This window comes from Pantoea folii, from assembly GCF_056678875.1.
The window spans coordinates 103,812-122,991 of record NZ_JBWXON010000019.1 but is presented as its reverse complement, the minus strand read 5'-3'; the positions used below and the strand labels follow the sequence as shown (position 1 = coordinate 122,991).

General features: G+C 56.2%; 15 protein-coding genes and 1 pseudogene. 10 read left to right on the top strand and 6 right to left on the bottom strand.

Annotation, left to right across the window (positions count from 1 at the left end):
• Window positions 1-206: 206 nt before the first annotated feature.
• Window positions 207-1,025, bottom strand: a complete 819-nt coding sequence (iolB, locus tag AC1MDE_RS20435) for a 5-deoxy-glucuronate isomerase (RefSeq protein ID WP_038644251.1) — start codon at window positions 1,023-1,025, stop codon at window positions 207-209.
• A gap of 25 nt (window positions 1,026-1,050) precedes the next feature.
• Window positions 1,051-2,556 (bottom strand): CoA-acylating methylmalonate-semialdehyde dehydrogenase, encoded by a 1,506-nt coding sequence (locus AC1MDE_RS20430; protein WP_479399762.1) that lies wholly within the window; start codon window positions 2,554-2,556, stop codon window positions 1,051-1,053.
• A gap of 413 nt (window positions 2,557-2,969) precedes the next feature.
• On the opposite strand from AC1MDE_RS20430, the gene AC1MDE_RS20425 reads away from it, so the two are divergent.
• Window positions 2,970-3,785 carry a TIM barrel protein gene (locus AC1MDE_RS20425; RefSeq protein WP_058960626.1) on the top strand — a complete coding sequence of 272 codons (816 nt, stop codon included), beginning with the start codon at window positions 2,970-2,972 and terminating at the stop codon, window positions 3,783-3,785.
• Between the two features lie 128 nt (window positions 3,786-3,913).
• Here AC1MDE_RS20425 and AC1MDE_RS20420 read toward each other — a convergent pair whose 3' ends face one another.
• Window positions 3,914-5,137 carry an MFS transporter gene (locus AC1MDE_RS20420; protein ID WP_479402260.1) on the bottom strand — a complete coding sequence of 408 codons (1,224 nt, stop codon included), beginning with the start codon at window positions 5,135-5,137 and terminating at the stop codon, window positions 3,914-3,916.
• A 228-nt stretch (window positions 5,138-5,365) separates the two neighbouring features.
• Between AC1MDE_RS20420 and AC1MDE_RS20415 the strand changes: the two genes are divergently transcribed.
• From AC1MDE_RS20415 to AC1MDE_RS20400, 4 genes are all read left to right on the top strand, one after another.
• Entirely contained in the window at window positions 5,366-6,076 is a 711-nt protein-coding gene (locus AC1MDE_RS20415) for an ABC transporter ATP-binding protein (RefSeq protein WP_058960628.1), read from the top strand.
• Complete coding sequence (locus AC1MDE_RS20410) at window positions 6,054-7,025, top strand: ABC transporter substrate-binding protein (protein WP_182056821.1); 972 nt, start codon at window positions 6,054-6,056, stop codon at window positions 7,023-7,025. The genes AC1MDE_RS20415 and AC1MDE_RS20410 overlap by 23 nt, the downstream gene beginning before the upstream one ends.
• The gene (locus AC1MDE_RS20405; RefSeq protein WP_201785681.1) at window positions 7,026-8,681 is read left to right on the top strand and encodes an ABC transporter permease; all 1,656 of its coding nucleotides are present in this window, start codon (window positions 7,026-7,028) and stop codon (window positions 8,679-8,681) included. It begins immediately after the preceding gene.
• A 90-nt stretch (window positions 8,682-8,771) separates the two neighbouring features.
• On the top strand, window positions 8,772-9,818 hold the full coding sequence (locus tag AC1MDE_RS20400) for an AI-2E family transporter (RefSeq protein ID WP_058960629.1): 1,047 nt from the start codon (window positions 8,772-8,774) through the stop codon (window positions 9,816-9,818).
• 114 nt (window positions 9,819-9,932) lie between these two features.
• On the opposite strand, the gene AC1MDE_RS20395 is transcribed toward AC1MDE_RS20400, so the two are convergent.
• A complete protein-coding gene (locus AC1MDE_RS20395; RefSeq protein WP_479399764.1) occupies window positions 9,933-10,880 on the bottom strand; it encodes an ABC transporter substrate-binding protein in 948 nt (315 codons plus the stop codon).
• A gap of 9 nt (window positions 10,881-10,889) precedes the next feature.
• On the bottom strand, window positions 10,890-11,654 hold the full coding sequence (locus AC1MDE_RS20390) for a class II aldolase/adducin family protein (RefSeq protein ID WP_480345051.1): 765 nt from the start codon (window positions 11,652-11,654) through the stop codon (window positions 10,890-10,892).
• 237 nt (window positions 11,655-11,891) lie between these two features.
• Here AC1MDE_RS20390 and AC1MDE_RS20385 point away from each other — a divergent pair, with 237 nt between their 5' ends.
• Window positions 11,892-13,496 (top strand): EAL domain-containing protein, encoded by a 1,605-nt coding sequence (locus AC1MDE_RS20385; protein ID WP_480345053.1) that lies wholly within the window; start codon window positions 11,892-11,894, stop codon window positions 13,494-13,496.
• A complete protein-coding gene (locus tag AC1MDE_RS20380; RefSeq protein WP_479401388.1) occupies window positions 13,471-14,430 on the top strand; it encodes a D-2-hydroxyacid dehydrogenase family protein in 960 nt (319 codons plus the stop codon). The genes AC1MDE_RS20385 and AC1MDE_RS20380 overlap by 26 nt, the downstream gene beginning before the upstream one ends.
• On the opposite strand, the gene AC1MDE_RS20375 is transcribed toward AC1MDE_RS20380, so the two are convergent.
• Window positions 14,422-14,889 carry a hypothetical protein gene (locus tag AC1MDE_RS20375; RefSeq protein WP_034819738.1) on the bottom strand — a complete coding sequence of 156 codons (468 nt, stop codon included), beginning with the start codon at window positions 14,887-14,889 and terminating at the stop codon, window positions 14,422-14,424. The two genes, AC1MDE_RS20380 and AC1MDE_RS20375, sit on opposite strands and share 9 nt — an antisense overlap.
• 572 nt (window positions 14,890-15,461) lie before the next feature.
• Here AC1MDE_RS20375 and proP point away from each other — a divergent pair.
• The 3 genes and pseudogenes from proP (at window position 15,462) to AC1MDE_RS20360 (ending at window position 19,145) form a co-directional block, all read left to right on the top strand.
• Window positions 15,462-16,967, top strand: coding sequence for a glycine betaine/L-proline transporter ProP (gene proP / locus AC1MDE_RS20370; protein WP_034819744.1), 1,506 nt, complete (start codon window positions 15,462-15,464; stop codon window positions 16,965-16,967).
• 117 nt (window positions 16,968-17,084) lie between these two features.
• Window positions 17,085-18,062: a porphobilinogen synthase gene (gene hemB / locus AC1MDE_RS20365; protein ID WP_479399767.1), complete on the top strand. Its 978-nt coding sequence runs from the start codon at window positions 17,085-17,087 to the stop codon at window positions 18,060-18,062.
• 114 nt (window positions 18,063-18,176) lie between these two features.
• A pseudogene (locus AC1MDE_RS20360) lies at window positions 18,177-19,145 on the top strand (GGDEF domain-containing protein).
• The last annotated feature ends 35 nt before the right edge of the window (window positions 19,146-19,180 follow it).

Below are 19,180 nucleotides of genomic sequence, written 5' to 3'. Positions count from 1 at the left end.
AATCCGGAAACGAAGCGTTTCCGGATTCTTACACAGCCACTGGATCGTTCAACTGATCCTTAACTGATCGGCATTACAGCCACATGGCTGCCCTTTTTACATTTGTCATTCATATCTTGCGGTGTGCTGCCAGCTGCACATCACTGCGCACCCAACGACAAGCGTATCGCTAGTCGGTAGCGTCGCCATTATGGCGACCTGCGACTTTATTTGCTGCGCGGGTACTTATCGCTGTTCACCCAGGCGTGGTCTTTCTCCCAGGTAAACTTCCACAAACGCACCGGACCGGCCATCACGTTCAGATAGTAGTTGTCGTAACCCGCAATGGTGGCCACCGGATGGTAGCCACGCGGGACGGTCACCACATCGCGGTTATACGGCGCCATGCACTCGTCAAGTGAACGGTCGTCGGTATATACGCGCTGCATCGCGAAGCCAGGCTCTGGATCGAAACGGTGATAGTAGGTCTCTTCCAGATAGGTCTCATCCGGACTGGTTTTCTGGTCGTGCTTATGGCTTGGGTACGAACTGGTCGCGCCCTCGTCGGTATACACTTCAACTACCAGCAGGCTGTCGGCTTCTTTATTGTCCGGCAGTATATTGTGCACCAGACGCTGGTTGCGCCCCTTACCACGCTGCTCTACACCCACATCTTCCGGTGCAATCAGGCGTGCAGGCAGATTGCCTTTGCTCGGTGCATTACACACCGCCAGCTCCAGATCGCTATCGGCGTAGACTTCTACTTCATCATCGTGCGGCACATACACCGAGTACGGTGGAATACGCTCGAACGGTGACAGGCGCTTACCCAGGTTCGGGAACTCCGCGTTGCGGGTTTTTACCGAGGCAAAACCCGCCACCAACACCAGACACAGTTCTTTATCGCCGCTGCTGAGCTTTAGGCTCTGGCCCTTCTTCAGCAGGTAGGCATCAAAGCCGACGTACTCCCAGCCCGCACTTTCTGGCGTGACGTGCTGGATACGACCATTACTGTCTGGCTGCTGCGCTTTCGAAATCAAAGACATCATCGATCTCCTAAGTTAAGCGAGATTAGCCCAGCGTTGGCATGCTGAACTCTGAAACAGTCTGCTGACCGCTCGGCCAGCGCACGGTGGCGGTTTTCATGCGGGTGTAGAAACGCACGCCGTCTGGACCGTGCACGTTCAGCGCACCAAACACCGAACGCTTCCAGCCACCGAAGCTGTGGAACGCCATTGGCACTGGCACCGGCACGTTAACACCCACCATGCCCGCTTCCACGTTCTGCACAAACTCACGCGCGGTGTGGCCGTTGCTGGTGAAGATGGCGCTGCCGTTACCGAATTCATGGCTGTTGACCAGCTTCAGTGCACTGTCAAAATCAGTAGAACGCATGATGCTCAATACCGGTCCGAAGATCTCTTCACGCCAGATCACCATGTCCGGGGTCACGTTATCAAACAGGGTGCCGCCAACGTAATAACCCTCTTCATGGCCTGCGACTCTCACGCCACGGCCATCCACCACCAGTTTTGCGCCCTCGGCTTCACCTTTGTCGATGTAGCCCAGCACTTTCTTCTGATGTGCGGCTGAAACCACCGGGCCCATTTCGTTCTCTTCGGCACCTTTCTGAATACCGGGGCCGATGCGCAGCGCTTTGATCAGCGGTGTCAGACGCGCAATCAGTTTGTCGGCCGTATCATTGCCTACCGCGACAACCACAGGTAACGCCATGCAACGCTCACCGGCAGAACCAAACGCGCCGCCCATGATGGCATTCACGGTGGCATCCAGATCGGCATCTGGCATCACGATGGCGTGGTTTTTCGCCGCACCAAACGCCTGCACACGTTTGCCGTGGGCGCTGGCAGTTTTGTAGATATGCTCGGCCACGCCGGAAGACCCGACGAAGCTCACTGCCGCAATACGCGGATCTTTGTACAGCTGCTCAGCATCTTCGTTAGAGGAGTGCACCACGTTGAACACGCCATCCGGCAGTCCCGCTTCTTTCAGCAGTTCAGCCATACGCACAGAGGCTGATGGATCCAGCGCCGGTGGCTTCAGGATAAAGGTGTTACCGCACGCCAGGGCGATAGGGAACATCCACAGTGGCACCATCGCCGGGAAGTTGAATGGCGTGATACCCGCCACCACGCCAACCGGCTGCATCAGCGAGTAGCTATCCACGCCGGTGCCGACGCTTGGTGAGTTTTCACCTTTGATCAGATGCGGGATTCCGCAGGCAAACTCGATCACTTCGATACCGCGCGTCAGCTCACCCAACGCATCCGACCACACTTTACCGTGCTCAGACACGATCAGCGCAGCCAGTTCGTCACGGTGTTTTTCCATCAGTGCTTTGAAGTTGAACATCACACGGGCACGACGCAGCGGCGCTGTTTTCGACCATTCAGGGAACGCGGCATGGGCGATTTCGATCGCTTTTTCCACTTCAGCAGCGGTGCTCTGCGTCAGTTCACGCGCGACTTTGCCGGTGGCTGGATCGTATACCGGGATGGTTTCATTGCTGGCGCTGTGGGTAATCTTGCCGCCGATAAAGTTTCCTACGATAGTCATGTCGTTGCCTCTTTGATGTGAAGTTCCCTGCAGGCAGTCGGTTATCACTGCAACGCCACCTGACCAGGCAATACGAAAAGCGTGCTATGAAGCTATTACAATGAAATAAATTTTTCAAATACTTCTTTTTGGAAAATTTCCTTTTAGCGGCATGGATCGCATTTTTCCCGCCTTCCCTGCAGCAAGGCCGCAAACCTCGCTCGATCGGCGCCCTGCCTCTCTTGCCGACACGCAATCATAACCCTCTGTGACCACACAATTTCCACTGAGATCACGCCAGCATGATGTTACGCGAAACGAAATATGAAATTTTTGCGAGGAAGATCCAATATCTGATATTTCATAATTCACTAACAATGAAATAAATGTTTTCTTTGCAGCATCTGAACCGTATCCTATTACAGGAGCCACACATGGCCATCGATCCAACCCGTTTCTGTATCAACCGTAAAATTGCGCCCGCGCTCTCACTTGAAGCCTTTTTCCAGTTAGTTCAGCGACTGGGTTTGAGCAAAGTGGAACTGCGTAACGATATGCCGGGCGGCAAGGTCACCGATGGTCTGAGCGCATCGCAGCTGCGATCGCTGGCGGATAAGTATCACATCGAGATCGAGACCATTAACGCGCTTTATCCGTTTAACCGCCCTGATGACGCGCTGTTGAGCAAAGCCGAAGCGATGTTGCAAGAAGCGAAAGCCATTGGTGCCAAAGCGCTGGTGATGTGCCCATTGAACGAGGGTATTGCCATCGCACCAGAGAAAACGCTGGAGGCGTTGCAGATCCTGGCACCGCGCTTCGCTGAATACGGTATTCAGGGGCTGGTTGAGCCGCTGGGCTTCCCGGTGAGTTCACTGCGCTCTGCGGTGCAGACGCAAAAGCTGATTAAGCAGGCGGGCGTGCCGTTTAAATTGCTGCTGGATACCTTCCATCATCACCTTTACGAGAACGCCGAGCAGGAGTTCCCGCAGGAGATTGAGGTGAACCAGATTGGCTTAGTGCATCTCTCAGGCGTGGAAGATACCCGCCCAACGGCGGCACTGACGGATGAAGAGCGCATTATGCTGAGCGACCGCGATGTGCTGAACAGCGTGGCGCAAGTGAAGCGTCTGGAGATGCTGGGCTATAAGGGCATTTACGCCTTTGAGCCATTCTCCTCGGAGCTGGAGAAGTGGGGCGCGAAAGAGATTGAGCGCGAAATTCGCCAGAGTATTGAGTTGCTGCAAGCCTGATTTGTAACGGCGGCCGAGGGTGTGTGCCGCCGTTTCCCCTACCCTTATCTGTGTCCATAACAAGACACACTTTGTTAGTGTTGGCCTCGGTCGGAGGCCCTTTTTTCCATCCTCGTCATCGAACCCCACTACGCATTTTCTTTGATTTCAATGCTGGCCTCCGAGGGCTGCCGCTTCATCATGCGTAGCGTGCAGAACAGCGCCAAACATACCAGCAGCGCAGTCAGCAGATAGACCGGCGACACCCCGGCGTAACTCATGATAAAACCCGCAATCGGTCCGGTGATACCTAGCGACAAATCCATAAACGCCGTGTAGGTCGCCAGCGCGCTGCCCTGGTTCTGCTGGGGCACCACTTTCACCGCCACCACACCAATCGCCGGGAACACCAGCGAGAAACCTGCACCGGTCAGAAACGCCCCCATTTTCGCCATCCACGGATCGAACGATCCCGCCACCAGAAACAGCCCAACCGCTTCGACGGCAAAACAGATGCTGGCGACGCGCAGGCCACCGAGTTTATTAATCGCGTTGGGGAACAGCAGACGCGTACCGACAAAGGCGGCGCTGAACATCGTTAAGGCAAAGGCGGCACCATCCCAGCCCTTATCCTGATAGAACAGGGTGATAAAGGTAGCGATCACGCCAAAACCTGCCGATCCCATCGCCAGAATCAGGCCGAAGCCGTAGATTTTGCCCAGCACATCGCGGAACGGCAGCGGTTTGGCTTTGCTGCCTTTCACTGGCGCACGCGGCAGTGCCAGCGCAATCGCCAGCACGCAGATGGCGATAATAATGCCCGAAAGCAGCAGTAAACCGCCGCTGCGGAAAATCACCACACCGAGCGGCGCACCGATCGCCATCGCGCCGTAGGTGACAATACCGTTCCAGGAAATCACCCGGCCAATGTGCAGTGACCCAACGCGCGCCACGCCCCACAGCGAGGTGCCGGTGCCAGAGAAACTTTGCCCCACGCCCAATATCACGCGCCCCAGACACAACAAAATCAGGCTGAGGACGCCCTGCCCTTCCGTCAGTGCCGAAAGCAGGATACAGATGCCGCTAATCAGGCAACCCACCAGCCCCAGCACCACGACCTTCTTCGGCCCCCACATATCAGCATAGCGCCCCGCATGCGGACGGCTCAGCAGCGTGGCGATGTACTGCAGGCTGATCACCAATCCCGCCCAAAAGGCGCTGTAGCCCAATCCGTCATGGACAAAGCCCGGCAGCACCGCCAACGGCAGGCCAATCGTGAGATAGCTGGCGAAGTTGAACTTCACAATGGAGAGGATCAGAAGATTCAGGCGAAGTCGGCCGTGTTCAGGGGCCGCGGCAGGCTGGTCAGGCATGAGTGATTGCGCTCGTGGGTGACTAAATATTTGTATAGAAGGCTAACTATACGCCTTTTCCTGCCGACTGCATCCGGTGATCGCCCTAATTTGTGGTCATCATTTCGTCATATCGCCCACTTACACTCGCGCCCATCAAATCCCAAAGAGGATACACAATCTGATGCTGCTCCTGATTTGCTGTCAGGCGCGCGTGCCGCAGTGCCACTCCTTTGCCGGAGGTGGCCAATGACGCATGCCGTGCCTATCGAACTGAAAAATCTCAGATGGTCAGTGAACAATCTGACGATTCTGCACGATCTCTCCCTGACGATTCCCGCAGGCGAAATCCTTGCGCTGCTCGGCCCGAGCGGCTGTGGCAAAAGCACGCTGCTGAAACTGCTGGCGGGTTTGCTGCAACCCACGGCGGGTGAGCTATGGATTGGCGATCGTTGCGCTGCCACCGCACGTCATTGTGATGCGCCGGAAATGCGCAACCTCGGCATGGTTTTCCAGGATTACGCCTTGTGGCCGCATATGACCGTGGCGCAAAACGTCGCTTTCCCGTTGCGCATGCGCGGTGTGAAAAAAGCGGCGGCGCGTGAACAAGCCGATGCGGCGCTGGCGCAGGTCGGCCTGGCTGATTTTGGCGATCGCAAACCCGCGTTGCTCTCTGGCGGACAGCAGCAGCGTGTCGCCCTCGCCCGTGCTTTGGTTGCCAAACCGGCGATTTTGTTGTTCGACGAACCGCTCTCCAATCTTGACCGCGATCTGCGAGAAACCCTGGTGCACACCATGGCGGATTTACTGCGCAGCGCGGGCATTACCGCTGTTTATGTCACGCATGACCGCGAGGAAGCCAACACGCTCGCCGACCGCATTATTCACCTGGCACAGGGCCAGATTGTTTCCGTTACTCACCTCTCAGGGGACCGCAATGCCATCTCTCAAGTCAGTTAAAACAGGAGCCATCAGCGCGATGATTTTGACCTCCGCTATGATGATCAACGATGCCCAGGCACTGACGGTGTACACCGCCGGTCCGGGTTCGCTATCAAAAAGTCTGGCCACCGGATTCGAAAAGCAAACCGGTATTAAAGTGAATATCTTCCAGGCCACCACCGGCAAAGTGATGGCGCGTCTGGAAGCCGAACAGGCTAATCCGCAAGCCGATGTGCTGATCTCCGCCTCATGGGATACCGCTGAAGATCTGCAACATCGTGGCTGGCTGTTGCCGTACGAAAGCGCCAATGCCGCTAAAGTGCCGGATCAGTTCAAAACGGCCAACTACGTGGCACAGGGCATTTCCGCGCTCGGCATCGTGTGGAACACCAAGAGCGGCACGCCAGAGCCAAAAACCTGGCAGGATCTGACTGCGCCGGCGTTTAAAGACAAAGTCACCACCCCCGATCCGGCTCTGTCTGGTGCGTCACTCGATCTGCTGATTGGCCTGCAAAACAGCGAAGGTGAAAAAGCCTGGCAGCTGTTTGACCAGTTAAAAGCCAACGGCATGGTGATGAGCGGCCCGAATGCCCAGGCGGTGACGCCAGTATTGCAGGGTGCGAAAGCGGCGGTGTTTGGTGCAGTGGATTACGTCACATATAACAACATTGCGCAGGGAGAAAGCGTCAAAGTGATCTTCCCGGAAAACGGCACCGTGGTGGCCCCGCGTCCGATGATGATTCTGAAGAGCAGCCAGCATGCTGATGATGCGAAAAAATTCGTTGATTATGTGCTGTCGGATGAAGGCCAGGAGCAGGTCGCGAAGGCCTGGTTGATGCCTGCGCGTACCGATATCAAAGCCCAGCGTCCGCTGTTCACCGAGATCAAATTGCTGCCCGCCAATAGCGATGGCAGCAGCGAGCGCTCGGCGGTGCTGAAGCGCTTTGGCGCCCTGTTCGGGCAGTAAATGATGTCGCGTGCCCTGAATGGATTGATTCTACTGGCGCTGGCGCTGCTGGTGGCACTGCCGCTGCTGTTTATCGTGCTGCAGGCGCTGTTTCCGCAGCTTGGCGAGGGGAACTGGAGTGGGGCGTTCAGCGCATTACCGGCGCTGTTTGAAGATCCCCAGCTGGTTCCGATGTGGCTGGGCACGCTGAAAATCGGCGGCGGCGTGGCGCTGTGCAGTTTGCTGCTGGGCTTACCGCTCGGCGCACTGCGCGGCCTGTTCCGTCTGCCGGGGGCGGCAATGTGGGATCTGCTGTTTCTGATCCCCTTCCTCACCCCGCCCTATATCGTGGCGCTGTCATGGACGCTGGCACTGCAACGCAACGGCTATCTGCAACAACTCACTGGCTTCAACCTCGATAGCCTGCTGTTCAGCAGTACCGGTATGACGCTGGTGATGACGCTGAATATTTTCCCGGTGGTCTACTTTGCGGTGTCGCGTTCGCTGATGGCGAGCGGACAGCGTCTCGCCTGGGTGGCGCGCGTGTACGGTGCATCAGCCTGGCGCGCTTTTGCCCAGATCACATTGCCGCTGACACTGCCAGCGTTAGCCGGTGGCGTGCTGCTGGCATTTACGCTGGCGATTGAAGAGTATGGCGTGCCTGCGGCGCTCGGCACTCAGGCGCATCTGACGTTGATGACGGTCGGTATCGAAACCAAACTGGCGGACTGGCCAATCGATTTACCGGGCGCGGCATCCCTCTCGTTGATGCTGAGCCTGGTGGCGCTCACCGCCTGGTTCCTGCAACGTAAACTGACCGGCAGCAGCGATGTCACGGCCGTTAACGGCAAACCGGTGGTGCAGGAGCTTGCCGAGGGCGGGCGCTGGCTGCCGCTGATGTTGCTGCCGTTTATCCTCACCGTTTTACTCGCCGTGGTACTGCCGCTGGGCGCAATGACGCTGAGTGGATTGCTGAACACACTTTCCGGCGGCCTGCATCTGGATAACCTGACACTGCGCCACTTCGGCGCGCTGTTCAGTCAGCAAGGTGATGCGCTGGCTGCGTTCTCCACCAGCATTGGGCTGGCGTTGGGTGCGGCACTGCTCACCGGCTTGCTCGGCTTCCTGATCGCCTGGCGCGTGTCAGAAGGTAAAACCCGTCTGCTGGCGATGATGGATGGGCTGGCGCTGCTGCCTGCCGCCATGCCCGGCGTGGTAGTAGGCGTCGGTTTGATTCTGCTGTGGAACCGCGGCTTCTGGCCGGTATCGCCCTATAACACGATGTTTATTCTGCTGCTTTCCTACAGCTGCCTGCTGCTGCCGTGGCCGGTGCGCTATGTCAGCAGTGCGCTACGCCAACTGGCCCCGACGCTGGAACCGGCGGCGCGCGTGCACGGCGCGTCACGCATGCAGGCACTGCGCTTGATTGTGTTACCGCTGGTGGCGCCGAGTCTGCTGGCGGCGATGATGATGGTGTTTGCCGTAGCTTCGCGCGAACTGGTGACGTCACTGCTGCTGGCACCGGCTGGTACACAAACCGTGGCGATCTTTATCTGGCGGCAGTTCGAGCAGGGCTCCGTGGGACAAGGGATGGCAATGGCCACCGTGACGCTGCTCGCTAGCCTGACCTTGATGCTGGGTGCCACCGTGCTGATGCAGCGTCAGGGGAATAAATAGCGCGCCTGCGTTTCGCTTATTCCTAAATAAACAATCACTTAATCTCGTTCAACTACACTCTCCTGAGCCATTGATGACTCAGGAGAGTAAATGAACAACCTGCCCCAGGAAAAAATTGGCCAGAACATGCTGGTCAAAATGGCGATGCTGGTAATCATTCTGGCGGGCATTCGTGCCGCGTCAGAGATTCTGGTGCCCTTCCTGCTCGCCAGCTTTCTGGCGATTGTGCTGAATCCGCTGGTCACCCTGCTAATGCGGCGTGGCGTGCCGCGCGGTCTGGCAATCACTGCGGTAATCAGCGTGATATTTATCGTTATTCTGTTGCTGGTTGGCGTGATGGCCAGTTCTGCCAGTGACTTCAGCGATACCTATCCGCAAATTCGTAGCATGCTGGAGCAAAAGCTCGGCGTGGTGCAGCACTTTGCCGCCCGCTTCCATATCAATATCTCCACGGAGGCCTTAGCCGCGCGGCTCGATCCGAATGTGATGATGGATATGGCTACCACGCTGCTGAAACAGTTTTCGGGTGCCATGACCAACGTGCTGCTGCTGATCCTCACCGTGGTATTTATGCTGTTTGAAGTGCGTCATCTGCCGTACAAAATGCGTAACGCGATGGTCAATCCACAAATCCGCATCGCCGGACTTCATAGAGCGTTCAAAGGCGTGACCCACTATCTGGCGCTGAAAACCCTGGTCAGCGTCATCACCGGACTCGCGGTATGGCTGGTGCTGGAATTGATCGGCGTGAAATTCGCGCTGTTCTGGGGCGTGGTGGCGTTTATCCTCAACTTCGTGCCCAATATCGGCCCCATCATCGCCGGCATCCCGCCGTTTATTCAGGCTCTGGTGTTAAATGGCGTCTACGATGCGCTATTCGTGGTCGCGCTGTTCAGTGCGATTCATATGGTGTTTGGCAATATGCTGGAGCCAAAGCTGATGGGGCGCGGATTGGGGCTCTCGACGCTGGTGGTGTTTCTGTCGCTGATATTCTGGGGCTGGCTGTTGGGGCCGGTGGGCATGCTGCTGTCAGTACCACTGACCAGCGTCACTAAGATATTGATGGAGACCACGCCGGGCGGCAGCCGACTGGCGATTATGCTGGGCAATGGGCGGCCAGGATCGCGTCCGCGTTAATAGCCAGGGTTTGCGCCGCTACAGCATGTGCACATCAGCGTCGCGGCGAGAGGCTTCGCGCAGGTTGATGTGCACATAAGTGTAACGGCGCGACGCATCGCGCCAGATTGGCGATTATTGCGTAAACACGCTGTTATCCGTAATCGCCTGCACATCGACCTTGTTCGGCAAAATCTTCAGCTCGCTAAACAGATCTGACACCTTCTGCACTTTCGCCACATCTTCCGCCGTCACACCGCGAATACCGTGCGAAATGCGCGGCGTAATCTTCTGTGCATCTTCCGGCGAGAGTCGCGTTAACTGGGCATACACAGCATTGTACTGCTGCGGATGTTCCAGCGCCCATTCACGGGCTTTCGCCAGGCGGTGGGTGAAATCGACAATCGCCGCCCGCTTAGCGGGATCGTCCAGCGAGCTTTGCGTGGCGGTAACAAACGACAGTGCGGTGGTTAGCCCTTTGCCATCGCGCAGCAGGCGCGCGCCGTGCTGTTCGGCAATCCCCAGATAGGGATCGAAAGTGGCCCAGGCGGCAATTTGCCCGGAATTAAACGCCGCGCTGGCATCGGTAGGCAAAACAAACCGCACCGGCACCGCATCGCGTTTGACCTGCGCTTCTTCCAGCGCCTCATACAACAGATGCTGCGAAATACTGCCGCGCGCCGATGACACCACCACTTCCTTGCCTGCCAGATCTTTTACGCTGTGAATTGGCGAATCCGCCGGAACGATCAATCCGTTCGAACCGGCATCGCCGACGTTGGTGGCGATGATCTTCAACGGTACGCCACCGGACGCCGCCATCAATACCGGCAAATCCCCCGCGTAGGAGGTATCGACTGCGCCCGCACGTTGTGCTTCAAACAGCGGCGCCGCGCCCTGAAAATTCGCCCAGCGATATTGATACGGCGCATCCTTCATCACATCCGCGGCCTCAATCAGCGAGCGCAGATTGCGCGCCTGATCGCCCAGCACCAGGGTGACTTTGCTTAAGTCAGGCGCTGCCTGACTGCTGAACGCCGCGCACAGCAACAGCGTCGAAACTACCGGTTTCAGCCATTTCATAGGGTGTTCTCAAAGTGCGTTGCGACTGAGCTGGCGGATGTAGGCATCCCAGTGCAGCTGATATTTGTGGTTACGGATGCTGTTATCGAAGGCTTGTGCCGCTTTTTCGGACACCGCATCAGGCAGGATGATCAGATCCGCGCCGCCAGACTGCGCGGCCAGCTGTGCCTGGCAGGCACGCTCAAGGTAGTAGAGGTTATAGAAGGCCTCTTCGATACTGCCGCCGCTGGTCAGCAGACCGTGATTGCGCAGAATCAGCGCGTTAAGATCGCCGAGATCCGCCACGATGCGCTGCTGCTCATCCAGATCCAGCGCGATGCCTTCGTAATCGTGATAGCCAAGGCGATTGTGGAAGCGCGTGCTGTGTTGCGAAATCATCAGCAAGCCGTTGCGCTGGGCAGAAACACCAATGCCCGCCGCCGTATGTGTATGCAGCACCGCATGCGCATCAGGGCGCGCGCGGTGAATGGCGCTGTGGATAACAAATCCGGCCTGATTAATCCCCAATCCCGTCGGGTCATCAATGATGTTGCCGTCGATATCGATTTTCACCAGCGTCTCCGCCGAGATCTCATCGAAAGTTTGACCAAAAGCGTTAATCAGAAAATGGGGTTGATCGCCCGGCACACGCAGAGAAAAGTGGGTGTAGATATGGTCAGTCCAGCGCAGTTTGGCCGCCAGGTAATAGGCCTGCGCCAGCTTAACGCGCGCCTGCCACTCTCCTTCGCTAATGCGTTGGCGCAGGGAAGCTACATCCAGGGTTTCAGTGCTCATTTTGCTCCTCATTTCAGGTCAATATGCTTTCCCAACATCGTGGCACAGCGCTTTTCCCGCTGGGAAATGCCAATAACGGCAAAACATTGTCAATTAACGCAAAGCGACGCCGATATTTGACCTGAGTCAGTCCAGAGCAAAATCAAAACGCTAATATGCACGGCCCCTGGAAGTGTTATGCTGCTGACGCCGCAGCTTAGCCCTCATCTGCTGCTTAAAATGACCGAGGAAAGTCAGGTGCCACCGCAAAAAAGAAATCGCGATTTTGGCTGGCTGTTAATTGTCTGTGCCGGGTTGTTACCGCTGGTGCTGGGCATCCTTTGTACAGCCATTGAAGCGCGGCATACGGTGAGCCAGCAGCAGATTTCCACGGCCAATTCCCTCTTAACGCAAGCGGAAAAGATGAGTGATAACGCCTGGGATATGATCACCCAGTTGCGTCAGTACCATTATCAGCCTTGTGCAAAAATCGAGGATCAACTGCAGCGCGCCGGTACCCTCAACGCCTATTTCCGTTCCGTCGGTATGCTAAGTGGCGAAAATATCAGTTGCTCTTCTGCCTTTGGTTTAGCCAATGGCACCCTGACCCAGATGATGATGCAGCCGCCGCCAATCACCGGTAAAGCCTGGTGGAGCCTCTCCATTCGTGGCACTTACGGCGTGCCCAATCGCCCCGCCGTGGTGTTCGTGCGGCAACTGCCTGATAGCACCGGCTTCTGGGCGGTGATTGATGGTCAGTATCTGATGGACTTTATGCACGCGATTGGCGAGTCGCGTGGCTATCAGATGAGCCTGCGCTTTAGCGGCGGCGCACCGATCACTAGCGGCCCGGCCGATATCGAACCCGAACTGTATCTGAAAAGTGAGCCTTATCAGGCCGAATCCAGCCGCTACCCGATTAGCGTTAATGTCACGGTGCCCGCCTCCGAGTTGCTGAAAGCCTGGCGCCAGGCGCTGTTTATCTTCCTGCCGATGGCGGCGATTTTTTCTATCCTGCTGATGGTATTGACCGCCAACTGGCTGCGCCGCCGCATTTCGTGGGCCGATGAAATCCGCCGCGCGATGCGTAGCCGTCAATTCTCGGTCCATTACCAGCCGGTTTACAGCACGGAAATCGAGCGCTGCAAAGGCGCGGAAGCCCTGTTGCGCTGGCAATTGCCGAATGGTGAGATGATCCGTCCGGATATCTTTATCAGCCACGCCGAATCTGAAGGGATCATTGTGCAGCTGACCCAGCATTTGCTGGATCTGATGGCGGAAGATATTCAGGGCTGGCAGGTTGAGCCCGGTTTCCATATTGGCCTGAACGTGGCAGCAGAACACTTGCAACATGCCGATTTCGTGCAGGACGTTCAGCGTTTTGCCCGCCGCATTAAAGACAAGCAGATGGTGGTGACGCTCGAGTTGACCGAACGCAGCCTGATTGATGACGGCGAACTGGTGGCACGCAAACTGCGGCATCTGCAGTCACACGGTATGAAGGTGGCGATTGATGACTTCGGCACCGGCCACTGCTCACTCTCTTATCTGCTGACCTTCCCGCTGGATTACCTGAAAATCGATCGCGGCTTTATTAACGCGATTGAAGGACTGGATGTGGAAACGCCGGTGCTGGATGCCATCATTAACTTGTGCCACAAACTCAAGCTGGATGTGCTCGGTGAAGGGGTGGAAACCTCGTTACAATTTGACTACCTGCGACAGCGTGGCGTGGTGCTGATTCAGGGCTATTATTATGCCCGTCCGATGGATAATGACCGGCTCCGCGCCTGGCTGGATGAGCAAGGGCGCCAGCCACTTCTCGTTGAGGAACCCCATGAGCCTGCATTGCGTCATTCTTGATGATTACCAAAACGTTGCCCTGTCCCTGGCCGATTGGGCATCGCTGCAACCTACCGTACACACCATCGCACTGACCCAGCATTTTGACCATGAAGATGAGCGGGTACGCCATATCGAACACGCCGATATCCTCGTTGTTATGCGCGAGCGCACACCGCTGACTGCGGAGCTGATTGGCCGCTTGCCCAACCTCAAACTGGTGGTCACTTCCGGCATGCGCAATGCGTCAATTGATCTGCACGCCTGCGCCGAGCGCTACATCGCGGTGTGCGGTACCGCCAGCAGCAGCGCCGCGCCGATGGAACTCAGTTGGGGCTTGCTAATCGGGTTGGCGCGTCACATCGGCGTGGAGAGTCAGGCACTGCGCAATAACGGGCCATGGCAGCAAACGCTGGGGATTGGTCTGCAGGGCAAAACGTTGGGCTTAGTGGGACTGGGCAAAATTGGTGGCGAGATGGCCAAAGTGGCACAGGCGTTTGGCATGCGCGTTTGCGCGTGGAGTCAAAATCTCACCGACTCACGCGCGACCGAATGTGGCGCAGAACGGATGCCTTCGCTGCACGCCTTGATGCAAGCGAGCGATTTTGTCTCGGTGCACCTGGTGCTCAGCGAGCGCTCGCGCCACGTGATTGACCATGCTGCACTGGCGCAGATGAAGCCAGGCGCGCTGTTGATCAACACCTCACGCGCCGCACTTGTCGACCAGCAAGCGATGATTGCCGCGCTGCAATCCGGTCAATTGGCTGGGGCCGGAATCGATGTGTTCGAACAGGAACCGCTATCTGCTGACCACCCGTTGCGCCATCTGCCCAATGTGCTGGCCACGCCGCACCTTGGCTATGTCGCCGACAGCAATTACCGCACCTACTTCACGCAGGCAGTGGAAGATATTCAGGGATGGATAAGCGGCGCACCACTGCGATCGCTACTCTGAGCGACGGCGTTTTTCGGCGATACGCAGCGCCACTTCCAGTGTGTCATCCGCCAGCGTGACTGGCGGGCGCTGGCCATTCAGGCGCTGGTTAATACGTTCTAAGGTCGGCGTCAGCTGTCCCACCAACTGCTGATACTCATCAAGCTGGGTAATGGGTTGATTACGCGCGATACTGGTTTGCGTCAGGCGTTGCAGCTGCCGCAAACTCTCGGCCGCCTGGCTGGTGAGCAATCCCGCCTGCCGCCAGGTTTTCAGGCGTTTCAGCAGTTCATCAGGTTGTTGGGCCAGTAATGCCAATTGGGCATCGGCACGTTCACCGCAGTCGATCCAACCAATCGGTGCCACAGGATCGGTGAACGTTCGCCGTGCATCAGGCGCATAATTGATAAGATTCCTTTCTACACTGTCAATTTGCGACAGCCAGGGATTCTCAAACAATCGGGCGTTTTTTCTCGACATGAACACTCCACCTGAGCCAGGCGGCAGAGTATTACCGAATGATGACAGGCTGGCAAGCAAAGCTTACCGCTTCGCTTAATGATAAGAATTTCTTATTTATTTGCGCAACAATCAGGTATAGCAATCAAGCCACCACTTGTCAGAACAATGGATTAATCAATCAGCGATGCGCAGTTGATATCGCTGATAATCATCAAAATTTTCTCCGCGTCGCTGCAAAAAAAAATAAAACTGTGCCTTTCGCTTCTCTCTCGCCCCATCCCGGCTGAAATGCCCGCACAACGCGGCCTGACGCGCTATAGCCAGGATTTTATAAGCTGCGTTATCCTTGTCATTCAGCCAGAGTTTTAGCCAAAAAATAGCCAGTTGCTGGCTGAAACATGACAAATATCACACAAAATCGGTATACTCTGTCGCGGGACGTAATCATTTCGCCCCTAATTATTACCGTTGCTACGCCGGATAAATCCCTCTTTCACGGCTATGCTTAAATCTTCTCAACGCCGTGGACTGGCCACAAAATGTAGTCTGCAGCGTTGAGGATTTTTCGAATTCCAATACAGGGTTACATCATGAAACTACGTAGGAAGCGTGTAAAACCTATCGGGCTGGATGACGTCACGATTATCGATGACGCCCGTTTACGTAAAGCCATTACCGCTGCGTCTCTGGGCAACGCGATGGAGTGGTTTGATTTCGGTGTTTATGGCTTCGTGGCGTATGCGCTGGGTAAGGTGTTCTTCCCGGATGCATCGCCTAGTGTGCAGATGATTGCTGCACTGGGTACCTTCTCGGTTCCCTTCCTGATTCGTCCACTGGGTGGACTGTTCTTCGGTATGCTCGGCGACAAATACGGTCGTCAGAAAATCCTCTCCATCACCATTGTCATCATGTCGATCAGTACCTTCTGTATCGGCCTGATCCCCTCTTATGCCACCATCGGCATCTGGGCACCGATTCTGCTACTGCTGGCGAAAATGGCGCAGGGCTTCTCGGTGGGCGGTGAATATACCGGTGCCTCGATCTTTGTCGCAGAATATTCGCCGGACCGTAAGCGTGGCTTTATGGGCAGCTGGCTCGACTTCGGCTCCATAGCCGGCTTCGTGCTGGGTGCGGGCGTGGTGGTGCTGATTTCCACCGTCATCGGTGAAGCGAAATTCCTGGAGTGGGGCTGGCGTCTGCCGTTCTTCCTCGCGCTACCGTTAGGTATCATCGGTCTGTATCTGCGTCACGCACTGGAAGAGACACCGGCGTTCCAGCAGCACGTTGATAAGCTGGAACAAGGCGATCGTGAAGGTCTGCGTGACGGCCCGAAAGTATCCTTCAAAGAGATCGCCACCAAGCACTGGAAAAGTCTGCTGGCCTGTATCGGTCTGGTGATTGCCACCAACGTGACCTACTACATGTTGCTGACCTACATGCCGAGCTACCTGTCGCATAACCTGCACTACTCGGAAGATCACGGCGTGCTGATCATTATCGCCATCATGATGGGTATGCTGTTTGTGCAGCCGGTGATGGGTATGCTGAGTGACCGCTTTGGCCGTCGTCCGTTTATCATCATCGGCAGTATCGCGCTGTTTGCCTTCTCGATTCCGGCGTTTATGTTGATTAACAGCGGCGTGCTGGGGCTGATTTTTGCCGGTCTGCTGCTGCTGGCGGTGATCCTTAACGCCTTTACCGGCGTGATGGCTTCGTCGCTGCCGGCGATGTTCCCAACGCACATTCGTTACAGTGCGCTGGCCAGTGCCTTCAATATCTCGGTACTGATTGCCGGTTTAACCCCGACCTTCGCCGCGTGGTTGGTTGAAACAACCAACAATCTGTATATGCCGGCTTATTATCTGATGGTGGTCGCGGTGATTGGTTTGATCACGGGTATCTACATGAAAGAGACCGCCAACAAGCCGCTGCGCGGTGCCACACCGGCGGCGTCGGATATTGAAGAAGCGCGTGAAATCCTGCAGGAGCATCACGACAACATTGAGCAGAAAATCGAAGATATTGATGAAGAGATCGCTAAGCTCGAGGCGAAACGTAAAAACCTGGTGCAGCAGCACCCGGACATCAACGAGTAATCTTCCCCACTCCCGCCGCCCGGCGGGAGTTTTCGTTTCCGCACACAATCCTTCATCCCCGCTGGCGAAAAGGGGTAAACTGTTGTCACTTTTTTCACCAGCAAAAGTTGTACGAACATGTCTGAATTCAATCTTCTCCAACGTCCAAGAAGACTGCGCAAAAGCGCATCAATGCGTGAAATGTTCCAGGAATCCCACATCAGCCTGAATGATTTGGCCCTGCCGATCTTCGTTGAAGAAGGCGTGGACGATTACGTACCGATCAACGCCATGCCGGGTGTGATGCGTATTCCTGAGAAACGTCTGGCGTATGAAATTGAGCGTATCGCGAAAGCCGGTATTCGCTCGGTGATGACTTTCGGTATCTCTCACCACACCGATGCCACCGGCAGCGATGCATGGAATGAGAATGGCCTGGTGGCGCGTATGTCGCGCATCTGCAAAGACACCGTGCCAGAGATGATCGTGATGTCCGATACCTGCTTCTGCGAATACACCAGCCACGGTCACTGTGGTGTGCTATGCGATCATGGCGTGGACAACGACCAGACGTTGATTAACCTTGGCAAACAAGCCGTGGTGGCCGCGCAGGCCGGTGCCGATTTCATCGCCCCTTCAGCGGCAATGGATGGTCAGGTGAAAGCCATTCGCCAGGCGCTGGATGCGGCAGGTTTCACCGATACCGCCATCATGTCTTACTCCACCAAGTTCGCCTCATCGTTCTACGGTCCGTTCCGTGAAGCGGCAGGAACGGCATTAAAAGGCGATCGTAAAACTTATCAGATGAATCCGATGAACCGCCGTGAGGCGATTCGCGAGTCCCTGATCGATGAAGCCGAAGGGGCTGATTCACTAATGGTGAAACCGGCGGGCGCCTATCTCGATATTCTGCGTGAGATCCGCGAGCGCAGTACTCTACCGCTGGCTGCGTACCAGGTGAGCGGTGAATACGCGATGATAAAATTCGCGGCGCAAGCGGGTGCCATCGACGAACGTAATGTGGTTCTCGAAAGCCTTGGTGCGATTAAGCGTGCCGGTGCCGACCTGATTTTCAGCTATTTTGCCCTTGATCTCGCCGAGCAAAAAGTGCTCTGATAATCGTTACGCTTGGCAATGGATATCGCTACCGTTGCCAGGCGCTTTATGCCGTTGTGGCAGTAAAACACCAGTGTTGTTGTACCCGAATAATTCAAAAGAAAGAGTAACGCGATGAAAGCACCTGCACTGCCTGCGGACGAAGCGATTCGTCTGGCCCAGTTACGTGCGCTCAACATTCTGCACACGCCTGCAGAAGAGCGTTTTGACCGTTTAACCCGCCTTGCGCGTCGTTTGTTCGGCGTGCCGGTTGCGCTGGTTAGCCTGCTGGAAGAGGACCATCAGTGGTTCAAATCTGTTGCGGGCCAAAGCGCGGCGACCGCACCCCGCAATACGTCGTTCTGTGGGCACGCCATCTTGCAAGATGATGTGATGGTGGTGGAGAACGCCCTCGAAGATGAGCGTTTCCACGATAATCCCCTGGTGAAGGCTGCCGATAACCCCGTGCGTTTCTACGCAGGTTGTCCGCTGCGTACGCCTTCTGGCGCTAAAGTCGGCATGCCTCGTCGATCATCATGCCCGCGAGTTCAATGAAGACGATATGCATACGCTGCGCGACTGGCTGCGATGGCAGAAGCGGAGCTGGTGGCGTTTCAAACCGCAACTTCAGATGAACTGACCCAAATCACCAACCGTCGCGGCTTTATGACGCTCGGACAGCTGGCGCTCAATGAGTGTCAGATTAAACAGCTGCCGGCCAGCCTGACCTTCCTCGATCTCGACCGCTTTAAAGCCATCAACGATACGCTGGGCCACCGTGAAGGCGACCGCGCGCTGATGGATTTTGCCGACGCGATGAAGGTGAGCTTCCGTCATGCCGATATCTTTGCCCGTCTGGGCGGCGATGAGTTTGTAGTGCTGTTTAACGGCTTACAGCACGACGATGCCGAAGGTGTGCTGGCGCGCTTTGATCGTTTCCTGCAGAAGCAGACTCAGGACTTGGACCGCCGCTACGCCCTGCACTTCTCTTCAGGCATCGTAGAGTTTGATCCTGACCAACCGCAATCGCTGGAGCAGTTGCTGGAAGGCAGCGATGCGCGCATGTACGAAGCCAAGAACGGCAAGAAAAAACTGGCGCAGTAATGTGAGGGCGTGCCAGGGCACGCCCAATTGCCACA

Bases quoted from the DNA above. Each gene is read 5' to 3' on its own strand.
- AC1MDE_RS20395 (WP_479399764.1), bottom strand. From the start codon at position 10,880: ATGAAATGGCTGAAACCGGTAGTTTCGACGCTGTTGCTGTGCGCGGCG.
- AC1MDE_RS20380 (WP_479401388.1), top strand. From the start codon at position 13,471: ATGAGCCTGCATTGCGTCATTCTTGATGATTACCAAAACGTTGCCCTG.
- AC1MDE_RS20415 (WP_058960628.1), top strand. From the start codon at position 5,366: ATGACGCATGCCGTGCCTATCGAACTGAAAAATCTCAGATGGTCAGTG.
- hemB (WP_479399767.1), top strand. From the start codon at position 17,085: ATGTCTGAATTCAATCTTCTCCAACGTCCAAGAAGACTGCGCAAAAGC.
- AC1MDE_RS20390 (WP_480345051.1), bottom strand. From the start codon at position 11,654: ATGAGCACTGAAACCCTGGATGTAGCTTCCCTGCGCCAACGCATTAGC.
- AC1MDE_RS20405 (WP_201785681.1), top strand. From the start codon at position 7,026: ATGATGTCGCGTGCCCTGAATGGATTGATTCTACTGGCGCTGGCGCTG.
- AC1MDE_RS20400 (WP_058960629.1), top strand. From the start codon at position 8,772: ATGAACAACCTGCCCCAGGAAAAAATTGGCCAGAACATGCTGGTCAAA.
- AC1MDE_RS20420 (WP_479402260.1), bottom strand. From the start codon at position 5,137: ATGCCTGACCAGCCTGCCGCGGCCCCTGAACACGGCCGACTTCGCCTG.
- AC1MDE_RS20425 (WP_058960626.1), top strand. From the start codon at position 2,970: ATGGCCATCGATCCAACCCGTTTCTGTATCAACCGTAAAATTGCGCCC.
- proP (WP_034819744.1), top strand. From the start codon at position 15,462: ATGAAACTACGTAGGAAGCGTGTAAAACCTATCGGGCTGGATGACGTC.
- iolB (WP_038644251.1), bottom strand. From the start codon at position 1,025: ATGTCTTTGATTTCGAAAGCGCAGCAGCCAGACAGTAATGGTCGTATC.
- AC1MDE_RS20375 (WP_034819738.1), bottom strand. From the start codon at position 14,889: ATGTCGAGAAAAAACGCCCGATTGTTTGAGAATCCCTGGCTGTCGCAA.
- AC1MDE_RS20410 (WP_182056821.1), top strand. From the start codon at position 6,054: ATGCCATCTCTCAAGTCAGTTAAAACAGGAGCCATCAGCGCGATGATT.
- AC1MDE_RS20430 (WP_479399762.1), bottom strand. From the start codon at position 2,556: ATGACTATCGTAGGAAACTTTATCGGCGGCAAGATTACCCACAGCGCC.